At 61.4% G+C, this 17,536-nt stretch carries 18 protein-coding genes and 1 pseudogene; 6 read left to right on the forward strand and 13 right to left on the reverse strand.

Annotation, left to right across the window (positions count from 1 at the left end; genetic code table 11):
• Positions 1-2: 2 nt before the first annotated feature.
• From ACMUVN_RS28705 to ACMUVN_RS28755, 11 genes are all read right to left on the reverse strand, one after another.
• The gene (locus tag ACMUVN_RS28705) at positions 3-791 is read right to left on the reverse strand and encodes an L-iditol 2-dehydrogenase (RefSeq protein ID WP_127431228.1); all 789 of its coding nucleotides are present in this window, start codon (positions 789-791) and stop codon (positions 3-5) included.
• Between the two features lie 136 nt (positions 792-927).
• On the reverse strand, positions 928-1,986 hold the full coding sequence (locus ACMUVN_RS28710) for a carbohydrate kinase family protein (RefSeq protein ID WP_414815794.1): 1,059 nt from the start codon (positions 1,984-1,986) through the stop codon (positions 928-930).
• The gene (locus ACMUVN_RS28715) at positions 1,986-2,657 is read right to left on the reverse strand and encodes a D-lyxose/D-mannose family sugar isomerase (protein ID WP_063476323.1); all 672 of its coding nucleotides are present in this window, start codon (positions 2,655-2,657) and stop codon (positions 1,986-1,988) included. The genes ACMUVN_RS28710 and ACMUVN_RS28715 overlap by 1 nt, the downstream gene beginning before the upstream one ends.
• Entirely contained in the window at positions 2,657-3,811 is a 1,155-nt protein-coding gene (locus ACMUVN_RS28720; protein WP_414815795.1) for a Gfo/Idh/MocA family protein, read from the reverse strand. The genes ACMUVN_RS28715 and ACMUVN_RS28720 overlap by 1 nt, the downstream gene beginning before the upstream one ends.
• A gap of 22 nt (positions 3,812-3,833) precedes the next feature.
• On the reverse strand, positions 3,834-4,658 hold the full coding sequence (locus ACMUVN_RS28725) for a class I fructose-bisphosphate aldolase (RefSeq protein WP_414815796.1): 825 nt from the start codon (positions 4,656-4,658) through the stop codon (positions 3,834-3,836).
• A gap of 155 nt (positions 4,659-4,813) precedes the next feature.
• Positions 4,814-5,587 carry an SDR family NAD(P)-dependent oxidoreductase gene (locus tag ACMUVN_RS28730; RefSeq protein ID WP_127431224.1) on the reverse strand — a complete coding sequence of 258 codons (774 nt, stop codon included), beginning with the start codon at positions 5,585-5,587 and terminating at the stop codon, positions 4,814-4,816.
• An 11-nt stretch (positions 5,588-5,598) separates the two neighbouring features.
• Complete coding sequence (locus ACMUVN_RS28735) at positions 5,599-6,324, reverse strand: SDR family oxidoreductase (protein WP_097631221.1); 726 nt, start codon at positions 6,322-6,324, stop codon at positions 5,599-5,601.
• A 12-nt stretch (positions 6,325-6,336) separates the two neighbouring features.
• Positions 6,337-7,632, reverse strand: coding sequence for a D-tagatose-bisphosphate aldolase, class II, non-catalytic subunit (locus ACMUVN_RS28740; protein ID WP_414815806.1), 1,296 nt, complete (start codon positions 7,630-7,632; stop codon positions 6,337-6,339).
• The gene (locus ACMUVN_RS28745; RefSeq protein WP_414815797.1) at positions 7,632-8,609 is read right to left on the reverse strand and encodes a sugar kinase; all 978 of its coding nucleotides are present in this window, start codon (positions 8,607-8,609) and stop codon (positions 7,632-7,634) included. Before ACMUVN_RS28745 ends, ACMUVN_RS28740 begins: the two co-directional genes overlap by 1 nt.
• 30 nt (positions 8,610-8,639) lie before the next feature.
• Entirely contained in the window at positions 8,640-9,866 is a 1,227-nt protein-coding gene (locus ACMUVN_RS28750; protein WP_028756852.1) for an ROK family transcriptional regulator, read from the reverse strand.
• 62 nt (positions 9,867-9,928) lie between these two features.
• A complete protein-coding gene (locus ACMUVN_RS28755) occupies positions 9,929-10,813 on the reverse strand; it encodes a sugar phosphate isomerase/epimerase family protein (protein ID WP_028756851.1) in 885 nt (294 codons plus the stop codon).
• A 297-nt stretch (positions 10,814-11,110) separates the two neighbouring features.
• On the opposite strand from ACMUVN_RS28755, the gene ACMUVN_RS28760 reads away from it, so the two are divergent.
• From ACMUVN_RS28760 to ACMUVN_RS28785, 6 genes are all read left to right on the forward strand, one after another.
• Positions 11,111-12,544 carry an extracellular solute-binding protein gene (locus ACMUVN_RS28760; protein ID WP_028756850.1) on the forward strand — a complete coding sequence of 478 codons (1,434 nt, stop codon included), beginning with the start codon at positions 11,111-11,113 and terminating at the stop codon, positions 12,542-12,544.
• Between the two features lie 96 nt (positions 12,545-12,640).
• On the forward strand, positions 12,641-13,516 hold the full coding sequence (locus ACMUVN_RS28765; RefSeq protein WP_414815798.1) for a carbohydrate ABC transporter permease: 876 nt from the start codon (positions 12,641-12,643) through the stop codon (positions 13,514-13,516).
• Between the two features lie 4 nt (positions 13,517-13,520).
• Positions 13,521-14,357, forward strand: coding sequence for a carbohydrate ABC transporter permease (locus ACMUVN_RS28770; RefSeq protein WP_028756848.1), 837 nt, complete (start codon positions 13,521-13,523; stop codon positions 14,355-14,357).
• A gap of 4 nt (positions 14,358-14,361) precedes the next feature.
• Positions 14,362-14,568 (forward strand): DUF2160 family membrane protein, encoded by a 207-nt coding sequence (locus ACMUVN_RS28775; protein WP_028756847.1) that lies wholly within the window; start codon positions 14,362-14,364, stop codon positions 14,566-14,568.
• Between the two features lie 105 nt (positions 14,569-14,673).
• Positions 14,674-15,735 (forward strand): ABC transporter ATP-binding protein, encoded by a 1,062-nt coding sequence (locus ACMUVN_RS28780; protein WP_414815799.1) that lies wholly within the window; start codon positions 14,674-14,676, stop codon positions 15,733-15,735.
• 12 nt (positions 15,736-15,747) lie between these two features.
• Entirely contained in the window at positions 15,748-16,473 is a 726-nt protein-coding gene (locus ACMUVN_RS28785) for an SDR family oxidoreductase (RefSeq protein WP_414815800.1), read from the forward strand.
• A 3-nt stretch (positions 16,474-16,476) separates the two neighbouring features.
• Here the strand turns inward: ACMUVN_RS28785 and ACMUVN_RS28790 are convergent, their stop codons facing one another.
• Both ACMUVN_RS28790 and ACMUVN_RS28795 read right to left on the reverse strand, forming a co-directional pair.
• On the reverse strand, positions 16,477-16,734 hold the full coding sequence (locus tag ACMUVN_RS28790; RefSeq protein ID WP_179867867.1) for a hypothetical protein: 258 nt from the start codon (positions 16,732-16,734) through the stop codon (positions 16,477-16,479).
• Positions 16,735-17,064: 330 nt separating this feature from the next.
• Positions 17,065-17,536 (reverse strand): annotated as a pseudogene (locus ACMUVN_RS28795) (hypothetical protein); the annotation flags it as partial.

The raw sequence follows: 17,536 nt of genomic DNA on the forward strand, positions 1-17,536 counted from the left end.
CGTCAGCTCATGACATTGCCGCCATCGACATTGTAGCACTGCGCCACGATGTATGCTGCATCAGGCCCGGCCAGGAAGGCTGCCATGGCCGCTTGTTCCTGGGGGGCGCCAAATCGTCCGGCGGGAACGGCGGCAGCCACGCGACGCTTGACGTCACCGGGTTTCAAACCTTCACGGCTGCCGAGTTTTGCATCGACGACATCCCACATCGGCGTATCGACGACACCGGGAGCGATGGCGTTGACGTTGATCCCGTAGCGGATCAGCTCCAGGGCGCAGCTTTGCGTGATGCTGATGACCGCCGCCTTGGACGCGCAGTAGGCCACGGCAGGTCCTTCGCCCCGTCGCCCCGCCTGGGACGAGAAGTTGATGATGCGTCCACCTCCCCCTCTCTCCACCATGTGCTGGGCGACGGCCTGCGTCATGAAGATCAGGCCTTCGATATTGACCTGAAAGACCCGAGCGGTCCGTTCCCGGGATATATCCAGAATCGACTCGACGTCGTAAATGCCGGCGGCGTTGACCAGGATGTCGATCTGACCGGCGGTTGATATCGTGAAGCGCACAGCTTCTTCGATGCTGTCCTGGCTGGTCACGTCAAGCGCCACACCCCAGGCATGCGGGCCGATCGCTTCCGCCACCCGTGCGCAGCGTTCACCGTCGAGATCCGCCACGACAACCCTGGCGCCTTCGGCGGCGAAGCGTTCGCAGACCGCTTTGCCGATGCCACTCGCGCCTCCCGTGACCAGTGCCACCTTGCCGGAGAGCCGCCCCGTTTCCGCATAGGTCATCGCCCTGCCTCCCTGGTCGCGCCCAAATCGGCAAAGGTGCCGTGCACGGCTGCCATATCGAATAGCTTCATCTCTGCTCCTCCATTCTGACTGGATGGTGATCGGCGCCGCGCTCTCGTGAGCCGACGCCGATGGGCTAAGCGGATTGCGGGTGCGTCTCCTTCGCCTCGCGAAGGAGGACAGACATGTCGGGGATGCCATCGGTGGCCGTCGCACCCGCGAGGCAACGCGCAGCCGCAGCATGGGCGACGGCGCAGATATGCTCGACAGGCCAGTTCTCATGCAGGCCGTAGAGCACGGCGGCACAGAAGGCGTCTCCCGCGCCGACCGTGCTGACGATATCATGGGGATCAACCGGTCGTGACCGCGTCATGACCGGGGAAGCGCCCGGCGCAAACCAGAAGCAGATTTCCGGCGCATGGATGATCGCACCCTTCGCGACGCCCGCGGCAAGCAGGCGCTCGCCCGCTTCCAGAAGCCCCGCCTCGACCAAGTCTCCCTTTGCATCGCGAACGACAACGCCGGTTGCCCGGCCAGCCTCCATCTCGTTGATGATCAGGTAATCGCAGAAGGGCAGAGCGACGCCGACCTTGGCTGCAAATTCCGGGTCCTCGCTCGATACGAAATCCACGCAGGTGGTCAGCCCGGCGCGGCGCGCGGCCTCCAGCAGGCGCGATGCTCCCGAACGGCCGTCGGGACCGATGCGGTCGAGACCCGGCAACAGCATGAGATAACCGAGATAGAACAGCCGATAGCCGGCCTCAGCGAAGGTCGCGGGTGAAACATGTTTGTCGGTGACCGCATCGTTGGCGCCACCATGATAGAAGAAGGTGCGGTTTTGACCGGGCACATTCATGACATGCGTATGCGCCGTGACGCGGTCGGCCAGCGCCGTCAACCCACCGACATCGACGCCGGCAACCGCAAGGCGGGCCTTGACGATCTCCCCGTCCTGATCAGCACCGATGCACCCGGCCGCTGCCAGCTGTCCAGGAAATCCGAGCGAGGCCAGATCGGTGACGACATTGGCCGCCCCGCCCCCCACACCCAGATCCTGGTGCAGGATATGCGCAAGATTGCCCTGTTCGGGCCAATAGGACAGGGTGTGGACACGATCGACGATGAAGTTTCCCGCGCAGACGATGCCGCCCTGCTTCTGACTGTCGCGATGTTGAACCGCCTCCCGGCTTCGCATCAGCTGGCTCCCTCGTTCCACAAGGGTCTGAGCGGCGGCTCGTCCTCCTCAATCGCGGCAAAGCGCCCGATCGGCTCCAGGAAGACATTATCGCTGTTGTCGTCGTTGACCTGGCTGACCTCGCCGACAAGGACGGGTCCGCTGTCTTTCCTGCCGTAGAAGCGGTGGTAAAGCCCGGTGCGGATCGTCACGCTCTGGCCGGGCTGGAGAACCAGCGGCTCCCATGCGGCGAGCCGGTGCGGCAGCCCGTCGACCGGAACCGTCACATCCTCCTTCAGCACATTGCCATCGGTATCGGTTGCGGCGAATTCGATGACGAGATCGCCGCCGGCGCGATTGATGATGTCTTCCATCTTCGCCGCATGGCGGTGCGTCGGCGTGAGCTGCCCTTCCCCAACGAAGAGCAGCTTTTCGGCATAGGTCCGCTCCCCCTCGACATCAACGATGCCATTGCGCAGGCAAAACAGCACGAGGCCGCATTCGGCAAACCGGTTCGAGCCGAAATCGGTGACATCCCAACCCAGCTGATGGGAGCGCAAATAGGCCGATGCCGCCGGATGAGCGGCAAAATCCGCCGCCGTCCAATAGCCCCATGCCGGCAGGGACCAATGCCAGCGCTCGAGAGTTTCGGTTGCCCGCCGCAACGCGGCGTTGATCTCGGAGCGCTGCATCAGACGGACGCCCCGTCATAGGCGACCGGCACCACCACGTCCTCGCGGCCGGATTTGAGGGCTGCCGTCAGGACGGCATGATGCGCCTGCGCCTCCGCCGGCGTCGCGCAACCGAAACCGTTGGCATCGCCGCCGGCAAGCTCGTCGACGAAGGCCGCCCACATCTGCTGTATGGCGTCGGCAAAACCGAATTCGAAGATCTTGCCTGTTATGGCCGGAAACAGCGAGCCATAGCCGAGATCCTCGGTGCTCCAGGCCTGCGCACCGCCATTATAATCCATCCACTGCCACTGGCGCGGAGACTTCGTGCTGAAGAATGCGCTCTTCTTCATGCCGAGAACGCGGATGTACCAGCTGTTGGATTCGCCGGGCGCGATGCGCCAGGTTTTCAGCACCATCGGAAAATCCTGATCTGCAGTGCGCACGCGGCTGCTGATCGTGGCATTGTCCCAGGTGGTGCAGGGCAGCATGCCGCCCTTGCCGTCGGGACGTTCGGTGACCTTTTTCACCAATTGCGCATGCAGAGTGGTCGGGCGCCAGCCGAGACGCAGCGGCACGTGCAGCACATGCATACCGAGATCACCCATGCAGCCATAATCGCCATTGATCTCGGCCATGCGCTTCCAGTTGATCGGCTTCTGCCGGTCGATATCCGAAGAATGCAGGAACCCCGCCTCGACTTCGAGGATATCTCCCATCTCGCCGCTTTTTGCGAGCGCGATGACCTTCTGTGCACCGGGAAAGAACGGCATTTCCGACGAGCAGCGGACCAGGAGTTCGGGATGCTCGGCGAGAACCGCCATGATCTCCCGGTTCTGAGCGGCGTCCATGCCGAAGGGCTTTTCGCCGAGAAGATGTTTTCCGGCCTTCAGAACGTCGATATAGAATTGCTGGTGCAGCACATGCGGGACGGCGCAATAGACCGCATCGACCTCGGGATTGGCCAGAAGCTCCTTATAGTCGGCGGTGAACTGGCGAACAGTCGGCACATGATCCCTGAACCAGTCGAGCAGCGTCGTGTTGGTGTCGCAGACGGCGACGATTTCCGGTCGCGCCTTCACATCGGCCAGGTGCAGCCAGCGCGCCGCGGCACTGGCGAATTCGCGTCCCATCAGACCGCAGCCGATGACGCCGAAGCGGAATGTTTTCGTCATGACATTTCCTCCCAGACGCGCGTCAGCCGATATGCAGCGAGGCTTGCTCGACGGAAGCCTTGTCATGGACGATCGCCATCAAGGCCCGCGTCATGCCGCCGGGATTGTTGTGTTGAATGACGTTGCGGCCATAGACGATGCCACGGGCGCCCTGCTCCATCAACTGCTTGGTACGGATCAGGATTTCCCGATCCGAAACCCGCCCGCCGCCGCGCACCAACACCGGCAGCCCCTGGGCGATCTCGACCACGCGGTGATATTCCTCGACATTGTCGCAGGGGTCGGCCTTGATGATATCGGCGCCGAGTTCGGCCGCCTGGCGCACAAGCGGCAGGATCTTGTCGATCGCGCCGTCGACCATATAGGCGCCTTTGGAATTGTCCTGCATAACCAGCGGCTCGACCATCAGCGGCATGCCGTAGATCTCGCATTCGCGCTTCAGGCTGTTCACATTGCGCACACAGGCGCGGTAGACCTCCGGCTGGTCCGGCAGCACCAAAAGATTGACGACGACGCAGGCCGCATCCAAGGCAACGCCCTGTTCCACCGCCCTGTCGATCATTTCGGAAAACAGCTGGGACGGCAGCGGATTGCCGTAGATGTTGGCGATATCGGTGCGCAGCACCAGTGCCGGGCGATGTTTGCCGGGGATCGCCTGCAGAATGGGTGCCGTTCCCGGCGGAAGCTGGATGGCGTCGGGTGCGGCTTGCGCGATCACCTCGATGGCCGTCTTCATGTTCTCGATGCCGGCGAGGAACGTCCGTTCATTGAACATGCCGTGATCGATGGCAACGTCAAAACAATTTCCAGACACGCCGAAAAGTCGGTTCAACCGTGCGGACTTCATGAAGCTCCTCCCAGATATGGCAACGTTTCCACATTCGAATAAATGGAGCGGAATTGCGAGTCAAGAAAATGTGGTAACGTTTCCACATTGGTTGATTTGTCGGCTGCCGACCTTCCAGTGCGGACGAGGCGCCCCTCGCGCCTGTCCCGCAAGGATTACCAGCAGGTGAAACCTGCATCGACATTGACGATCGCCCCGGTCATCAGGCTGGCGGCGCCCGATGCGAGGAAGAGGACAGCACTTGCAACCTCCTCCGGCGTTCCCATCCTCCCCATCGGCGTGTCGGCGAGCCAGAGCGGAATCCGCTCGCGATTGGCTTCGACGGCGACCACCATCGGTGTCTCGATATAGGTGGGCGCGACGGCATTGACCCTGATGCCGTGATGCGCCCACTCGGCCGCCAACGAGCGCGTGAGGTGATGGACCGCCGCCTTGGAGACGTTATAGGCCGTCTGAGGCTGAGGCCGGTTGCAGATGTGCCCCGACATTGAGCCGAGGTTCACGATGGCGCCGCGTTTCAGCGAAATCATGGGACGACCGAAGGCGCGCGAGCACCAGAAGACGCCGTTGAGATTGACGTCCATCATGCGCAACCAGTCGGCGTCGGTGAGATCCTCCGCCGGGATGCCGCTCTGGCCGATGCCGGCATTGTTGACGAGGATCGTCGCCGGCCGGCCTGCATCGGCAAGCTCGGTCGCGATCGCTTCCATGCGGGCCGCGTCGGTGACGTCGCCGACCCGGACTTCGATGTCGTAGCCTTTGTCGCGCAACGCAAGCGCTTGCTCAGCGTCGGCCTCGCTGCGTTCGATGACGACGACGGCAGCACCCGCCTCCGCCAGCGCCTCGGTGCAGCAAAGGCCGATCGCGCGCCCTCCGCCGGTGACCACCGCGCGTTCGCCGACAAGGCGAAATTTCTCCTGGTAGCTCATGTTCGGCTCCTTCAGATGTCGAATGCGCTTGGAAGCACCACGATATCGCGGATGGTGACGTTGCGCGGCCGGGTCAGCATGAAGATGATCGCGTCGGCGACTTCCTTGGGCTCGATCAAAGCGCCGGCCTCCTTGGCCTTACGAAGGTTTTCTTCCGGCCAATCCGCCAGTAGAGCGCTGATCACCGGCCCTGGAGAAACCGACCCCACGCGAATGCCATTTTTCAAAAGCTGGCGTCGCATCGTCTGGACGAAGCACGTCATCGCCCACTTCGATGACGAATAGACCGGTTCCCACGGAATCGCCGAATGTCCGGCGACCGAGCTGGTGACGACAATGTCGCCAGTGCCGCGTTCGATCATGTGAGGAATGACATTTCGAACGTTCTTGATGACGACGTTCACGTTGAGATTGAGCATCCGATCGATGGTATCGAGGTCGGTTTCCATCAGGTCGCCGCCGATATAAGTGCCCGCATTGGCATGCAGAATGTCGAGTTTGCCCGTCTTCGACAGGACGCCCTCGAGCAGTCCCGCGCACTGGTCCGGATCCAGCAAGTTGATCACCAGCGGAATGGCGCGCTCGCCAAGCCGTTCGCAAACCGTCTCAAGCGCCTTCTGATCGCGGTCCACCAGCACGACCGTCGCGCCTGCGGCGAGCATCGCCTCCGTCGAAGCAAGGCCAATACCGGATGCTGCACCCGTGACCGCTGCGATCTTCCCATTCAGTTCCGTCATCGATTTCTCCTCCTATCTTGATGCTGATTGCTCATTCTTTCCGACGCCGCAGGCGGCGTGATAGTCCGAAAGACTCCTTGTCACTCTCCAGACCAAAACCTGTTCCGGATCGAGCGGCGCATCCGCGAAGTGCTGCGCGGCCGGCATATGCTGCCAAAGCAATGGCAGCGGTACGGATTGACCTCGAAGGGCCCCGCACAGGCGCCGGACGGCATCTTGCGCTTCAGCCGACGCCCAGTAGTAGCGGATACGGTCGGAGAGCGAATAGTGCCGCAGCCACCGCTTCTCGCCATCGGTTCCGTGGTAGTGGCGGCTCCAATTGCCGGGCTGATCGAGCATCAGCGTTTCCATCGCCGCATAGAGCGGGCGCTCCCCGTAGTCGGGCAACAGATCGGACGCGATCGCATCCAGCGCATAGAGCGCCTCGCGCAGGACGAAGGTCAGCTCCGGACCGACTTTCAGAATGGGAAACCCGTCCTCCACCAGCGCGGCCAACGGCCGGGTGCCCTGATAATCGGTCGAGTGAGCCTCGAACACGAATTGCGGCTCCTCGGTGAGCACTGATTGCAGCGCCTCGATCTTGCTGCGGTCATAAAGGATGACATTGTGATTGCCGAACTCGACACCCGGCTGAACGACCAGCCCGATAGCGCGTCCGAACGCCTCCGTTAGGCCCTCCTCGGCAAAGACCCGGCGGTGGACATCGATCGTCTTCAGCGCCGCCGCTGCAGCCGTCGGCTCGATCGTCGTGAGGGCATGGTCGGCTCCACCCGGCGGCGGCACTTCGGTGCCGATGACGTAAACCGGCATCGCGCCGCCGGCCTTTTTCGCCGAGGCCTCGGCGACAACAGCCAGCCGGGCGGCGCGATGGGCGGTGGTTTCGTCGTCGAGCGCCACCGGCTCGCCCTTGCAGCCCATCGAGGCGTCGAGGTGGATCTTGCGGAAACCGGCCTCGACATAGGCGGCAACCATCTTCTCCGCTTCGGCCATGGCCTCTTCCGCCGGGCGGTCGCGCCAGGGATTGGGGCCGAGGTGATCGCCGCCGAGAACGATCAGTTCTTCGGGGCACGCCTCCTCGGCCGCGATCTTCATGACGAGAGACGCGAAGTCGCTTGGCGTCATTCCGGTGTAGCCGCCGAGGTGATTGACCTGGTTACAGGTCGCCTCGATCAGGACGGTGCTTTCCTGTTGCCGCCCGTGCCGGAGTGCTGCCCGAAGCACGATCGGATGAGCGGAGCATACGGAGGTCACGCCTTTCGGGCGGCCTTCGATCCTCAGTCTGGCCAGTTCGTCGAGGTGCACCTGCATCACGGCCGCCTTTCCGTTGAAGCAATAAATGCATCGAGTTCCTGCCGAGTGCCGGCGCCTTCCATCGGACCCAGCACCGTCACATTGCGGGCGCCGGCGGCGGAGGCATAGGTCAGCGCTTGCTTCTGAGACATTCCGAGCCGCCGGCAGGTGAGATAGGCTCCGCCGAAGCAGTCGCCGGCGCCGGTCGGATCGACCTCACGAACGACGAATGCCGGAGCCTCGATGCGGTCTCCTTGCCTGCCGAAATAGGTCGCGCCGTCGGCGCCGCGCTTCAGCACGATTTCCTTGACGCCCATCTCGAACAAGCGGCGGATTGCTTCCGCCTCGCCTTCGACACCTGCGGCACGTTCAAGCTCCTCTCCGGACGGCAGAAGCAGATCAGCCATGGCAACAAGCTTGGAAAACCGGCGCTCGGTGTCCTCGTCCAGCTTCAATTCCTTGCGAATGTTCGGATCCACCGAGAGCGTTCCCCCGCGCGCCTTGACGATATCGACCGCCCTGTCGATCACCTCACGCGCACTGGGGACCGACAGAGCCGAGCCCATCACGTGAAGATGCCCGCTCCGATCGATGAGATCGCCGACCGTTTGAGACCAGCCGAAGCGCGCGGCTGCCGATGTGGCGATGTTGTAGACGAAATCTCTGGAGCCATCCTTGCGGTAGCGGACAAACGCGCTTCCCGTCGGATAGTCCGGATCGATCGAGATCGCCGAAACGTCGACGCCGTCGCGCTTGAGGCGATCGGTATTCACCCGGCCGAAATCGTCATCGCCGACAGCGCCGACCATGGCCGACTTGCCGCCGAGCCGGCCGCATTGCGAGATGAAGATCGCCGGCGCGCCGCTCGCAAACGGACCGACCAGCGGCTGGGCTTCGAGAAATCCGTCTCCAACCGTCGTGGCGACGATCTCCACGAGGATCTCGCCTACGCAAACCGTGGGACCAAGCGCGTCCGGAGACAGTATTGAAGCCATTTGCAACCCTGCTTTCGATAGTTCTTGTCGTCAACTCGTCGCCGATTGGACCGGCCCACCATCCTCGCTGCCGAACTCCTCGCTCTCCAGTGACAGAAAGCGCTGGTGCAACATGCATGCCGCCCCGAAGGCGGAACCGAACTCCGCATCACTGTCGACGACGATCTCAGGCGTGGGGAAAGGGATGTTCTGGCTCTCCGACATGTGGACCGCCACGCGGGCAGCGACCATCGGGTAGAGGGATGCCACGGAGCCGCCCAGCACGATCCTGTCCGGGTCGAGCAGGCGACAGGCTTGCAGCAATGCGTAGGCGAGATGGCGCGACCAGGTTTCGGCGATGTTGACGGCAGCCGGGACACGGTCACGAACGTCGCCGAGGAAATCCTGCAGATCGGCGTTCTCGCGGCCGACAGCCTCGCGATACTGCCTGATGAGCACCTCGCGACCGATCAGCTGTTCAAACTTCTGACCGCCGCTTCCCGGCACCAGGGTGTGGCCGATTTCGCCCGCCAGACCGTGGCCGCCACGAAACAGTTTGCCATCGATCATGATGCCGCCGCCGACGCCGGTTTCCATGAGCAGGAACAGGGTCACTCCCGCGGCGCCGTGGCGATAGCTGTCACCGATCGCGAAGGCGTTGGCGTCGTTTTCGACCGTGATCGGGACGGCGGCCGGGACAACGGCCAGGAAAGCGGATCGGCCAATCTCCTTCAACGGCACGTCTCGCCAGCCGATGATCGGTGCCAGGGTGACAAAACCATCCGGCCGGATATGGGCCGGCGTCGATATGCCGAGACCCTTGCACCTGCCGATCATCCTCTTCGCCATCACGCCGACAATGAGCTCGACACCCTGCGCCACCGCCTCCTCCACCGTCGAAGACGGTGTATCGAACGCCATTTTTCGACAGGCCCGGACTTCTGCGGAGAGATCGATGACGGCTGCCGATATATGCTCGACGCCGATCTCGATTCCGACGAAGAACGCGGCATCGGGAACCAGTTCGAGCATGATGCCCGGCCGCCCGGCACGGGAGGGCTCCGAGCGCTGCTTGCCGCTCTCGTCCGATTCCTGAACGAACCCGCCTTCCGTCAGTTCGGCGACGATCTCTCCCGAGGATGAACGGTTCATCCCGAGCTTGCGGGCGAGATCCGCCCTGCTGAGGCTTCGGTGAGCGTAGATCGTCTGCAAGGCGGCGACGATATTGTTCTGTCGGATCCTGCGCGGCGAACTTCCGATGGAGACGGTGTCGTTCATATTTCAATTCCCTTCAAGTCGCCCAACCCTTACACGACTGGAACAGGCTGTCAGAAGGATAATTAGGGCCGCGCGTTTGTGGCGCGGCGGCGCTTCGCCTCGTCATATTTCAGCTCGATGTAGCGCTTCGCGTGTGCTGCAAGCGGATCATTATCCTCCCAGGTGTCGCGCCAGATCGCGCAGGCGAGCGACAGGCCCTCGTCGACGACCGTCGTCGAGAAACTTTCGAATACGATGTCGCGCCTATAGTCGATGTCGAGCAGCGCGTCGAAGATCAGATCGAAGTTGATGACGCCGTCGCCGAGGTAGCCGCGATTGCTCTCGCCGATGTGGAAATAACCGATCTTGTCGCCGGCGAGACGGATCGCCGCGGCCGGATTGGCTTCCTCGATGTTCATATGGAACGTGTCGAGATGGAGGCGGACATGCTCCGATCCCGTCTCGGCGATGAACTTCAACCCCTGCGCCGTGGTATTCAGCAGGTTCGTCTCGAACCGGTTGACGACCTCCAGGACGAGGTCGACGTTTGCCTGCCTGGCGACCTCGCCGGTCGCGGCGATCGCGGCGACGCTGTTGTCCCAGCCTTTCCTCGTCGGCTGGCGATTGTATTTGGTGTGGGCGGAATAGAGAATCCCGCCGAGCTTGTTGCCGCCGATATCGCGGACCGCCCGAACGGCGTCGGCCAGCGTCTGCTTGCCGGCGGAGACAGCAGACATGTCCTCGCTCGATACGTCCTTGTCGAGCGGCAGACCCATCGTCACGCCAATCTCGACGTCAAGGGATTGGGCAAGCTTCGCCAGTCGATCGAGGTTGAATTTCTCGGGGCGCAGATAGGCAAATTCGATGGTGCGATATCCGTGTTCGGCCGTCTTGTTGAGGGCCATCTCCAGCCCCTCCTGCGTTTGGCCACCTGTCCATACAAATGAATGGATACCCAATCGACGCATAGCCTTTTCCTCCGCGAGATGCTCTTGATCGCGGACAGTGCTATGCCATTTAGTTTGGTGAGGCAACAAATAATTTCAGCGGCTAGCTTTTTGCTGCTTCGCAAAATTTCTTTGCAATGCAATATATTATGCCGTTTTTGCGCTTACCCTGCCTCTCAGCAGAAATTAGTTTCTGCAGAAATCAATGGGATAGGCTCATGATTTGCATGTTTAGACAACAAATGTTGCGCCGCCGGTTTTTTTGGCCTACACAAAGCACCGGCGAAATGATCTCGCTGCACTCTGGGAGGATTGGAAATGAACTATGCTTTGAAGGCTAGCGCGCTTGCGCTGACGCTCGGCCTCGCCGCCACCGCTTCACCGGCCTGGGCCGACTTCTGGTCCGACGCCGGGGCTAAATTCAAGGGCGTGACCCTGCACGGCGTCACCGAAAGCACCCCGCCGTCGAACTACATCAAGAACGTGCTTGCTCCGGAATTCGAAAAGAAGACCGGCATCAAGGTCGACATCGAGACGACGTCCTGGGATCAGATGTACGACAAGGCCATCAAGGACATGGAAGCCAAGACCGGCATCTATGACATGGTCTACATCGAGCAGGACATCATCTACTCCTATCTCGCCAGGAATTTCCTCGTCGACATCACGAAGACGCTGAAAGACCAGCCGGATCTGAAAGCGCCGACCTACGACGATGCGAACTTCACCAGCTTTGCCGACTACTTCAAGGACACGAGCGGCGATCTCTTCGGCGTTCCGATGGAAGCCTTCCTGAAGACCTATCTCTATCGCAAGGACCTCTTCGACGATGCGAAGATCAAGGAAGCCTTCAAGAAGGAAACCGGCAAGGACCTGAAGCCGGCGACGACCCACGAGGAGTACACCCAGATTGCCGAATTCTTCACGAAATACGGCAAGGACAACGGTCTGGAGCTCTGGGGCACGACCGCTCAGGCCCATACCGGCCATCCGGCCTCCTGGTATGAATTCTTCGAGTCCATCGTGCCGACCTTCGGCGTCTACAATTGGGGCATCGACGCCAAGAACAATTATGCGGCGACGGTCGAACACGGCGGCTCGATGAACGGTGACAAGGCGAAGGCCGCGCTGAAATATTGGCTGCACCTGCGCGACATCGCTCCTCCGGAATCGACCCAGTCAACCTGGACGGAAACCGCAACGACGTTTGCCGCGGGCCGTGTCGCCCAGGGCCTGATCTATGGTGAGAATGCCGCGTGGATCGCCAGCGATCCGGCGCAGTCGAAGGTGGTCGGCCAGGTCGGCTTCGCTCTGCCGCCGCTCGAGCCGGGCGTATTGGATGATGCGAAAGCCGGAAAGGGCTATATCGGCTACTACGATGGCGGCGCCTTCGGCGTGCCGGTCACGTCCAAGAACAAGGAAGCGTCGCTGCTCTTCCTCGAATTCATCGGTCAGAACGAAGTTCAGCCCGATTGGGCCATCGCCGCACCGCGCATCACCAACACGGCGACGTTCGACGATCCGAAGGTGAAGGAGATGGACGCCAAGCTCGGTGGCTTCTACACAATGCTGAAGGACGAGGGCAAGCTCTTCGCCGGCGCTCCTCCCTACCCCTTCCATGCGCAGGTACGTGAAGCGACCGCTCCGATCTTCTACGACATCCTGACCGGCAAGATCGGCCCCGATGAAGGCCTCGACCAGATGGCGGCCAAGGCCGAAGAGGAGCTCACCTCGCTCGGCTATCGCAAATAAAACATCCTCCCCAACTGACGGGTCGTTCCGACGACCCGTCATCTTTGCGCTCCAAGTGGAGCGGACGTCCACATAACGTTCAATGGGGGATAGGCGATGCATTCGCAGAAGCTCGGGTGGCTGTTGCTGTCACCGACCATAGTGATCCTCGGACTGTTCGGGATCTTTCCTTTCGTCTACGTCCTCTGGGTCTCTTTCCATTCATGGAACCCGTTCGCGGCCAATCCGGGCATGATCTTCAACTGGGCTGAGAACTATCGGCGGCTGGTCTTCGACCAGCAGTTCCTGGCATCGCTCGGCATAACCCTGGCATTCGTCTTCTTCGCGGTCGTGTCGGAGCTGGTCCTCGGCTACATCCTCGCCCAGGCGCTGCTCAAGGACTTTCCCGGAAAAGGGGTGTTTCGCACGATCCATACCCTGCCGCTGATCATGGCGCCGATCATCGTCGGCTCCGTCTGGAAGCTGATGACCACGCCGTCGATCGGCATCATTCCCTATCTCCTCCGAAGCTGGTTCGGCTACGATCTGAATATCGGCCAGAGTGCCGTCGCGGCCTTCACCGTGACGGTCATCATGGATATCTGGCACTGGACGCCGCTCGTCACCCTCTCGCTGATCGCCGCCCTCGTCTCGCTTCCGTCAGACCCATTCGAGCAGGCGCAGATCGACGGCGCCGGCAAGAGCCAGATCTTCTGGCACATAACACTCCCTTTGATCCGCCCGGCCCTGCTCGCCACGGTGTTCATCCGGCTGATGGATGCGCTGCGCACCGTCGACGAAGTGCTGATGCTGACCGGCGGCGGTCCGGGTTCATCGACGCGCTACATCGGCGTCCATATCTTCAGGGAAGTCTTTCCCAAGACGAATTACGGCTACGGTTCGGCGATCTCCGTCATCGTCCTTTACCTCACCATCGTCGTCTGCTGGCTGCTCTATGTCGGCTTGATTGCGCCCCGCGTGAAGAGAGGTTGACGCGATGAAGAACCAGACCCCCTGGCTTCCGGTCGTCCTGTGGACGCTGATAAGCCTCGCGACGCTTTTCCCGATTTACTGGCTGTTCGTCATATCGGTGAAACAGCCCTTCGACCTGTTCTCGACACCCGACGTCATTCTCCGGAGCTTCTTCTGGAAGAACTATCAGGACGTGCTGACCAATCCGACCTTGCGCGGCTACATGCTCAATTCGCTGATCATCTCGTCAGGCAACGCGCTGCTCGTGACGACGCTCGGCTTTTTTGCCTGCTACGCCCTGACGCGTTTCGAGCTTGCCGGCAAGGAAAGTATCTTCTTCTGGACGATCACCAACCGCATGGCGCCGCCGGCAGTCTTCCTGCTGCCGCTCTTCCTGCTGCTGACGCAGGTCTACAGGATCGGCGACTTCTCGCTCGCCGATTCCCGGCTCGGCATGATCCTGGTCTACTGCTCCTTCAACCTTCCCTTCGCAATCTGGACGCTGCGACCGACCGTGGAAGCCATTCCGAAGGAGTTGGACGAGGCGGCCTATATGGATGGCGCCAGCCCATGGGTCGTCCTCTACGACATCGTCTTCCCCCTGGCACGGCCCGGACTTGCGGTGACGCTGATCCTGACCTGGGTGTTTGCGTGGAACGAATATCTGCTGGCGGCGACGCTCACCAATTTCAATGCGCGGACGCTGACCACCGGCCTGTCGGAATATGTGACGACCACGGGAACGGCCTGGGGCATCATGGCCGCGATCTCAATGCTGACATTGGTTCCGGCGCTCATCGTGTTTTCGGTGGTCCAGCGTCACATCGTTGCCGGCCTGACCTTCGGCGCCGTGAAAGGATGAAGCCATGACATCTCCGTCAGGAAATGGTGAACGCAAGCCGGGCTTTCTGCCGATCGAAACGAACTGGTTCGACCGGCTGTTCATCTCGATTGTGATCTGGGTCGCGCTCTCGCTGTTCTGGATGCGGTTCATCGAGCCGTTCGGGCTTTCGGTATGGTTTGCGGCAGCAATCTCGGCAGTCCTCGGCGCCTATCTCGTCTGGAAGGGATGAGCCGATGAATTTCCGTCAACACCATCAAGACACGACAGCGCCGCGCGTCTCATCAGACGCGCAAAGCTGCAGCACTTTAAATTGCTGCTTTAGGGAGGAACGACATTGGCAAATGTACAGGTGAGCGACGTCACCAAGAGGTATGGCGCACTTCAGGTCATGCACGGCGTCAGCGTCGACATCGAGGACGGTGAATTCGTCGTGCTGGTCGGCCCATCCGGATGCGGCAAGTCCACCCTGCTGCGGATGATCGCCGGTCTTGAGACCGTCAGCGGCGGCGACATCCGGATCGGCGGCCGTGTCGTCACCAACGCTCCGCCGAAGGAGCGCGACATCGCGATGGTCTTCCAGAGCTATGCGCTCTATCCGCACAAGACGGTCGCCGAGAACATGGGCTTTCCGCTGAAGATGGCCAAGCGCCCCAAGGCGGAGATCGACGAGAAGGTCGGCAGAGCGGCCGAGATCCTCGACCTGACGCGTTATCTCGACCGCTATCCGAAGCAATTGTCAGGCGGACAGCGTCAGCGTGTGGCGATGGGCCGCGCGATCGTGCGCGATCCGAAGGTCTTCCTGTTCGACGAGCCGTTGTCGAACCTCGACGCCAAGCTTCGCGTCACCATGCGCGTCGAGATCAAGGAGCTTCACCAGCGGCTGAAGACCACCACCGTCTACGTCACGCATGATCAGATCGAGGCCATGACAATGGCCAATAAGATCGTGGTGATGCGTGACGGCAGGGTCGAGCAGATCGGCAAGCCTCTCGATCTCTACGACTTCCCGGTCAACCTCTTCGTCGCAGGCTTCATCGGCAGCCCATCGATGAACTTCCTGCAGGGCCGCATCGCGACTCGCGACGGCAGGAAGGTCGTCGTCACCGACCAGGGTATCGCCCTTCCCATGGGAAGTACAAATGCGGATGAAGGAAGAGCCGTTACCTACGGCATCCGGCCGGAGCATATCACCATCGGCGATGAAGGCGTTCCGGTCGAGGTCTCCGTGTTCGAGCCCACGGGTTCGGAGACATTGATCTTCGGCCGCACGGGAGGCATGCCGATCGACGCCCTGATCCGCGAGCGCATCGAAGTCGATCCCGGACGGACGATGTACTTCCATATCGATCCCCGGCGTGCGCATATCTTCGATCGGGAAACAGGCCAGAGACTGTAAGGGAGGCGATCCATGGAGTTCAAAGGAAAGACGGTCATCGTGACCGGCGCCGGAAAAGGCATCGGACGCGAACTTGTGAGGATGCTCATCGAACGGGGTGCGCAGGTCGTCGCGCTGACCCGGAGTGCTGCCGATGTCGAAGCGCTGCAACAGGAATCCGGCTGCCAGGCCATACAGGTCGATCTCGCCGATGCCGATGCGACCAGGGAAGCTGTCATCGCTGCCCTTCCCGCCGATTTCCTCGTCAACTGCGCCGGCACGACCGAGCTCCAGCCGTTCCTGGATACGACAGTCGAAGCATTCGACCGACTTGTTGCGGTCAACACCCGTGCTCCGATGATCGTGGCCCAGGAATATGCCCGTTCGCTGATCAAGGCGGGCCGCAAGGGCGCCATCGTCAATGTCTCGTCGGTCGCGTCCTTCGTCGGCATCCCCGACCACGCTGCCTATTGTGCGTCGAAGGGCGGGTTGGATGGCTTGACGCGAGTCATGGCAAAGGAGCTTGCACCGCACGGCATCCGCGCCAACGGCGTCCACCCAACGGTGACGCTGACTCCGATGGCGGTGAAAGCATGGAGCGATCCCGAGAAGGCCGCGGGAATGATGAAGCGAATCCCCGTCGGTCGCTTCGCCGAACCGGCAGACATCGCCGAGGTGGTTCTTTTCCTGCTCTCCGATCAGGCTGCCATGGTGAACGGGATATCGATGCCGGTGGACGGCGGCTACATGATTGCCTGAAGTTCAGGACGAACGCGTCGTACGAGCCTGCGATTGCAATGGGGGAAGCGGCGACGTTGACCGCCGCACCAATCGGCGCAGCTCATCCTGATCAACAAAATGATCCGTTACGCCGGCCTCTTTATCTGGATGACTGAAAACAAGACCGTCGGAATCCTCAAGCTTGAGAGCTTGCTCCGTATTCATGATCCCCAGTGCCTGGCGCTCGTACCCGGACTCGAGCGCCGCCTCGACGATGGCTTTTTTCTTGGGCATGTCCATGTCCTCCGTTCCTCAAAGGGTAACGGACGGCCGGAGTCGCGGTTCCGATCAGGGCATCACGATATGAGACCCGTTGAAACGAAAGCCTCGCCGATACACGGCCCGCCATCGCGCGGGCCGCGCTGTTTTTGGCTCTCGCTACCACGTTTGGCGCTGCCACCAACGTTGAGACAGCTCCCCAATACTGGCGCCGCCCAACTCGGCGAGGCGTCTTAAGCACCTGACTTATGACGGCCTTCAACCAAGGACCCAGGTTGCGGCACGCCGCCGCAATAACCTCGGTCCAATCCTCCTCGGCAGAAGGTTCCGCCGAGGAAGTCCGAGCGAAGGTCACGCAAACTGGAAATCCGTCGACTCCAGGCTCGATACGGCGACATTCTTCAACGTTATGGTGTTGTTGATATCCGCGGTAACGATTGTATCGCTGCCAGACTGACTGGATGCGGCAAGAAGCGACGCCCAATCTGCAAAAACGCTGTGATCGATCCTGATCGTGTCATGCGCTGTGCCGGTCGCCACGAAATTCGTGATCGTATCGTGGCCCCAGTTCGGCGAATAGATGAAAAAGTCCGCTGCCGCCCCACCGATGAGAATATCGTCGCCGGCACCACCGGTAAGCGTGTTGCCCCCGTTACCGCCGGTGATCGTGTTGGCGGATGCATTGCCGGTGCCGGTGAAGGCCGCCGTTCCATTATAGGTGAGGTTCTCGACATTGGCGCCAAGCGTATAGCTTGCCAGGTTCGTGCGGACCGTGTCGGTCCCCTCGCTGGCGTTCTCGGCGACGCTGTCGCCGGCATTGTCG

Origin of the sequence: Rhizobium sp. IY2 (assembly GCF_047532935.1) — a bacterium.
Classification (GTDB): Bacteria; Pseudomonadota; Alphaproteobacteria; order Rhizobiales; family Rhizobiaceae; genus Rhizobium; species Rhizobium anhuiense.

Bases quoted from the DNA above. Each gene is read 5' to 3' on its own strand.
- ACMUVN_RS28705 (WP_127431228.1), bottom strand. From the start codon at position 791: ATGACCTATGCGGAAACGGGGCGGCTCTCCGGCAAGGTGGCACTGGTC.
- ACMUVN_RS28710 (WP_414815794.1), bottom strand. From the start codon at position 1,986: ATGCGAAGCCGGGAGGCGGTTCAACATCGCGACAGTCAGAAGCAGGGC.
- ACMUVN_RS28715 (WP_063476323.1), bottom strand. From the start codon at position 2,657: ATGCAGCGCTCCGAGATCAACGCCGCGTTGCGGCGGGCAACCGAAACT.
- ACMUVN_RS28720 (WP_414815795.1), bottom strand. From the start codon at position 3,811: ATGACGAAAACATTCCGCTTCGGCGTCATCGGCTGCGGTCTGATGGGA.
- ACMUVN_RS28725 (WP_414815796.1), bottom strand. From the start codon at position 4,658: ATGAAGTCCGCACGGTTGAACCGACTTTTCGGCGTGTCTGGAAATTGT.
- ACMUVN_RS28730 (WP_127431224.1), bottom strand. From the start codon at position 5,587: ATGAGCTACCAGGAGAAATTTCGCCTTGTCGGCGAACGCGCGGTGGTC.
- ACMUVN_RS28735 (WP_097631221.1), bottom strand. From the start codon at position 6,324: ATGACGGAACTGAATGGGAAGATCGCAGCGGTCACGGGTGCAGCATCC.
- ACMUVN_RS28740 (WP_414815806.1), bottom strand. From the start codon at position 7,632: ATGCAGGTGCACCTCGACGAACTGGCCAGACTGAGGATCGAAGGCCGC.
- ACMUVN_RS28745 (WP_414815797.1), bottom strand. From the start codon at position 8,609: ATGGCTTCAATACTGTCTCCGGACGCGCTTGGTCCCACGGTTTGCGTA.
- ACMUVN_RS28750 (WP_028756852.1), bottom strand. From the start codon at position 9,866: ATGAACGACACCGTCTCCATCGGAAGTTCGCCGCGCAGGATCCGACAG.
- ACMUVN_RS28755 (WP_028756851.1), bottom strand. From the start codon at position 10,813: ATGCGTCGATTGGGTATCCATTCATTTGTATGGACAGGTGGCCAAACG.
- ACMUVN_RS28760 (WP_028756850.1), top strand. From the start codon at position 11,111: ATGAACTATGCTTTGAAGGCTAGCGCGCTTGCGCTGACGCTCGGCCTC.
- ACMUVN_RS28765 (WP_414815798.1), top strand. From the start codon at position 12,641: ATGCATTCGCAGAAGCTCGGGTGGCTGTTGCTGTCACCGACCATAGTG.
- ACMUVN_RS28770 (WP_028756848.1), top strand. From the start codon at position 13,521: ATGAAGAACCAGACCCCCTGGCTTCCGGTCGTCCTGTGGACGCTGATA.
- ACMUVN_RS28775 (WP_028756847.1), top strand. From the start codon at position 14,362: ATGACATCTCCGTCAGGAAATGGTGAACGCAAGCCGGGCTTTCTGCCG.
- ACMUVN_RS28785 (WP_414815800.1), top strand. From the start codon at position 15,748: ATGGAGTTCAAAGGAAAGACGGTCATCGTGACCGGCGCCGGAAAAGGC.
- ACMUVN_RS28790 (WP_179867867.1), bottom strand. From the start codon at position 16,734: ATGGACATGCCCAAGAAAAAAGCCATCGTCGAGGCGGCGCTCGAGTCC.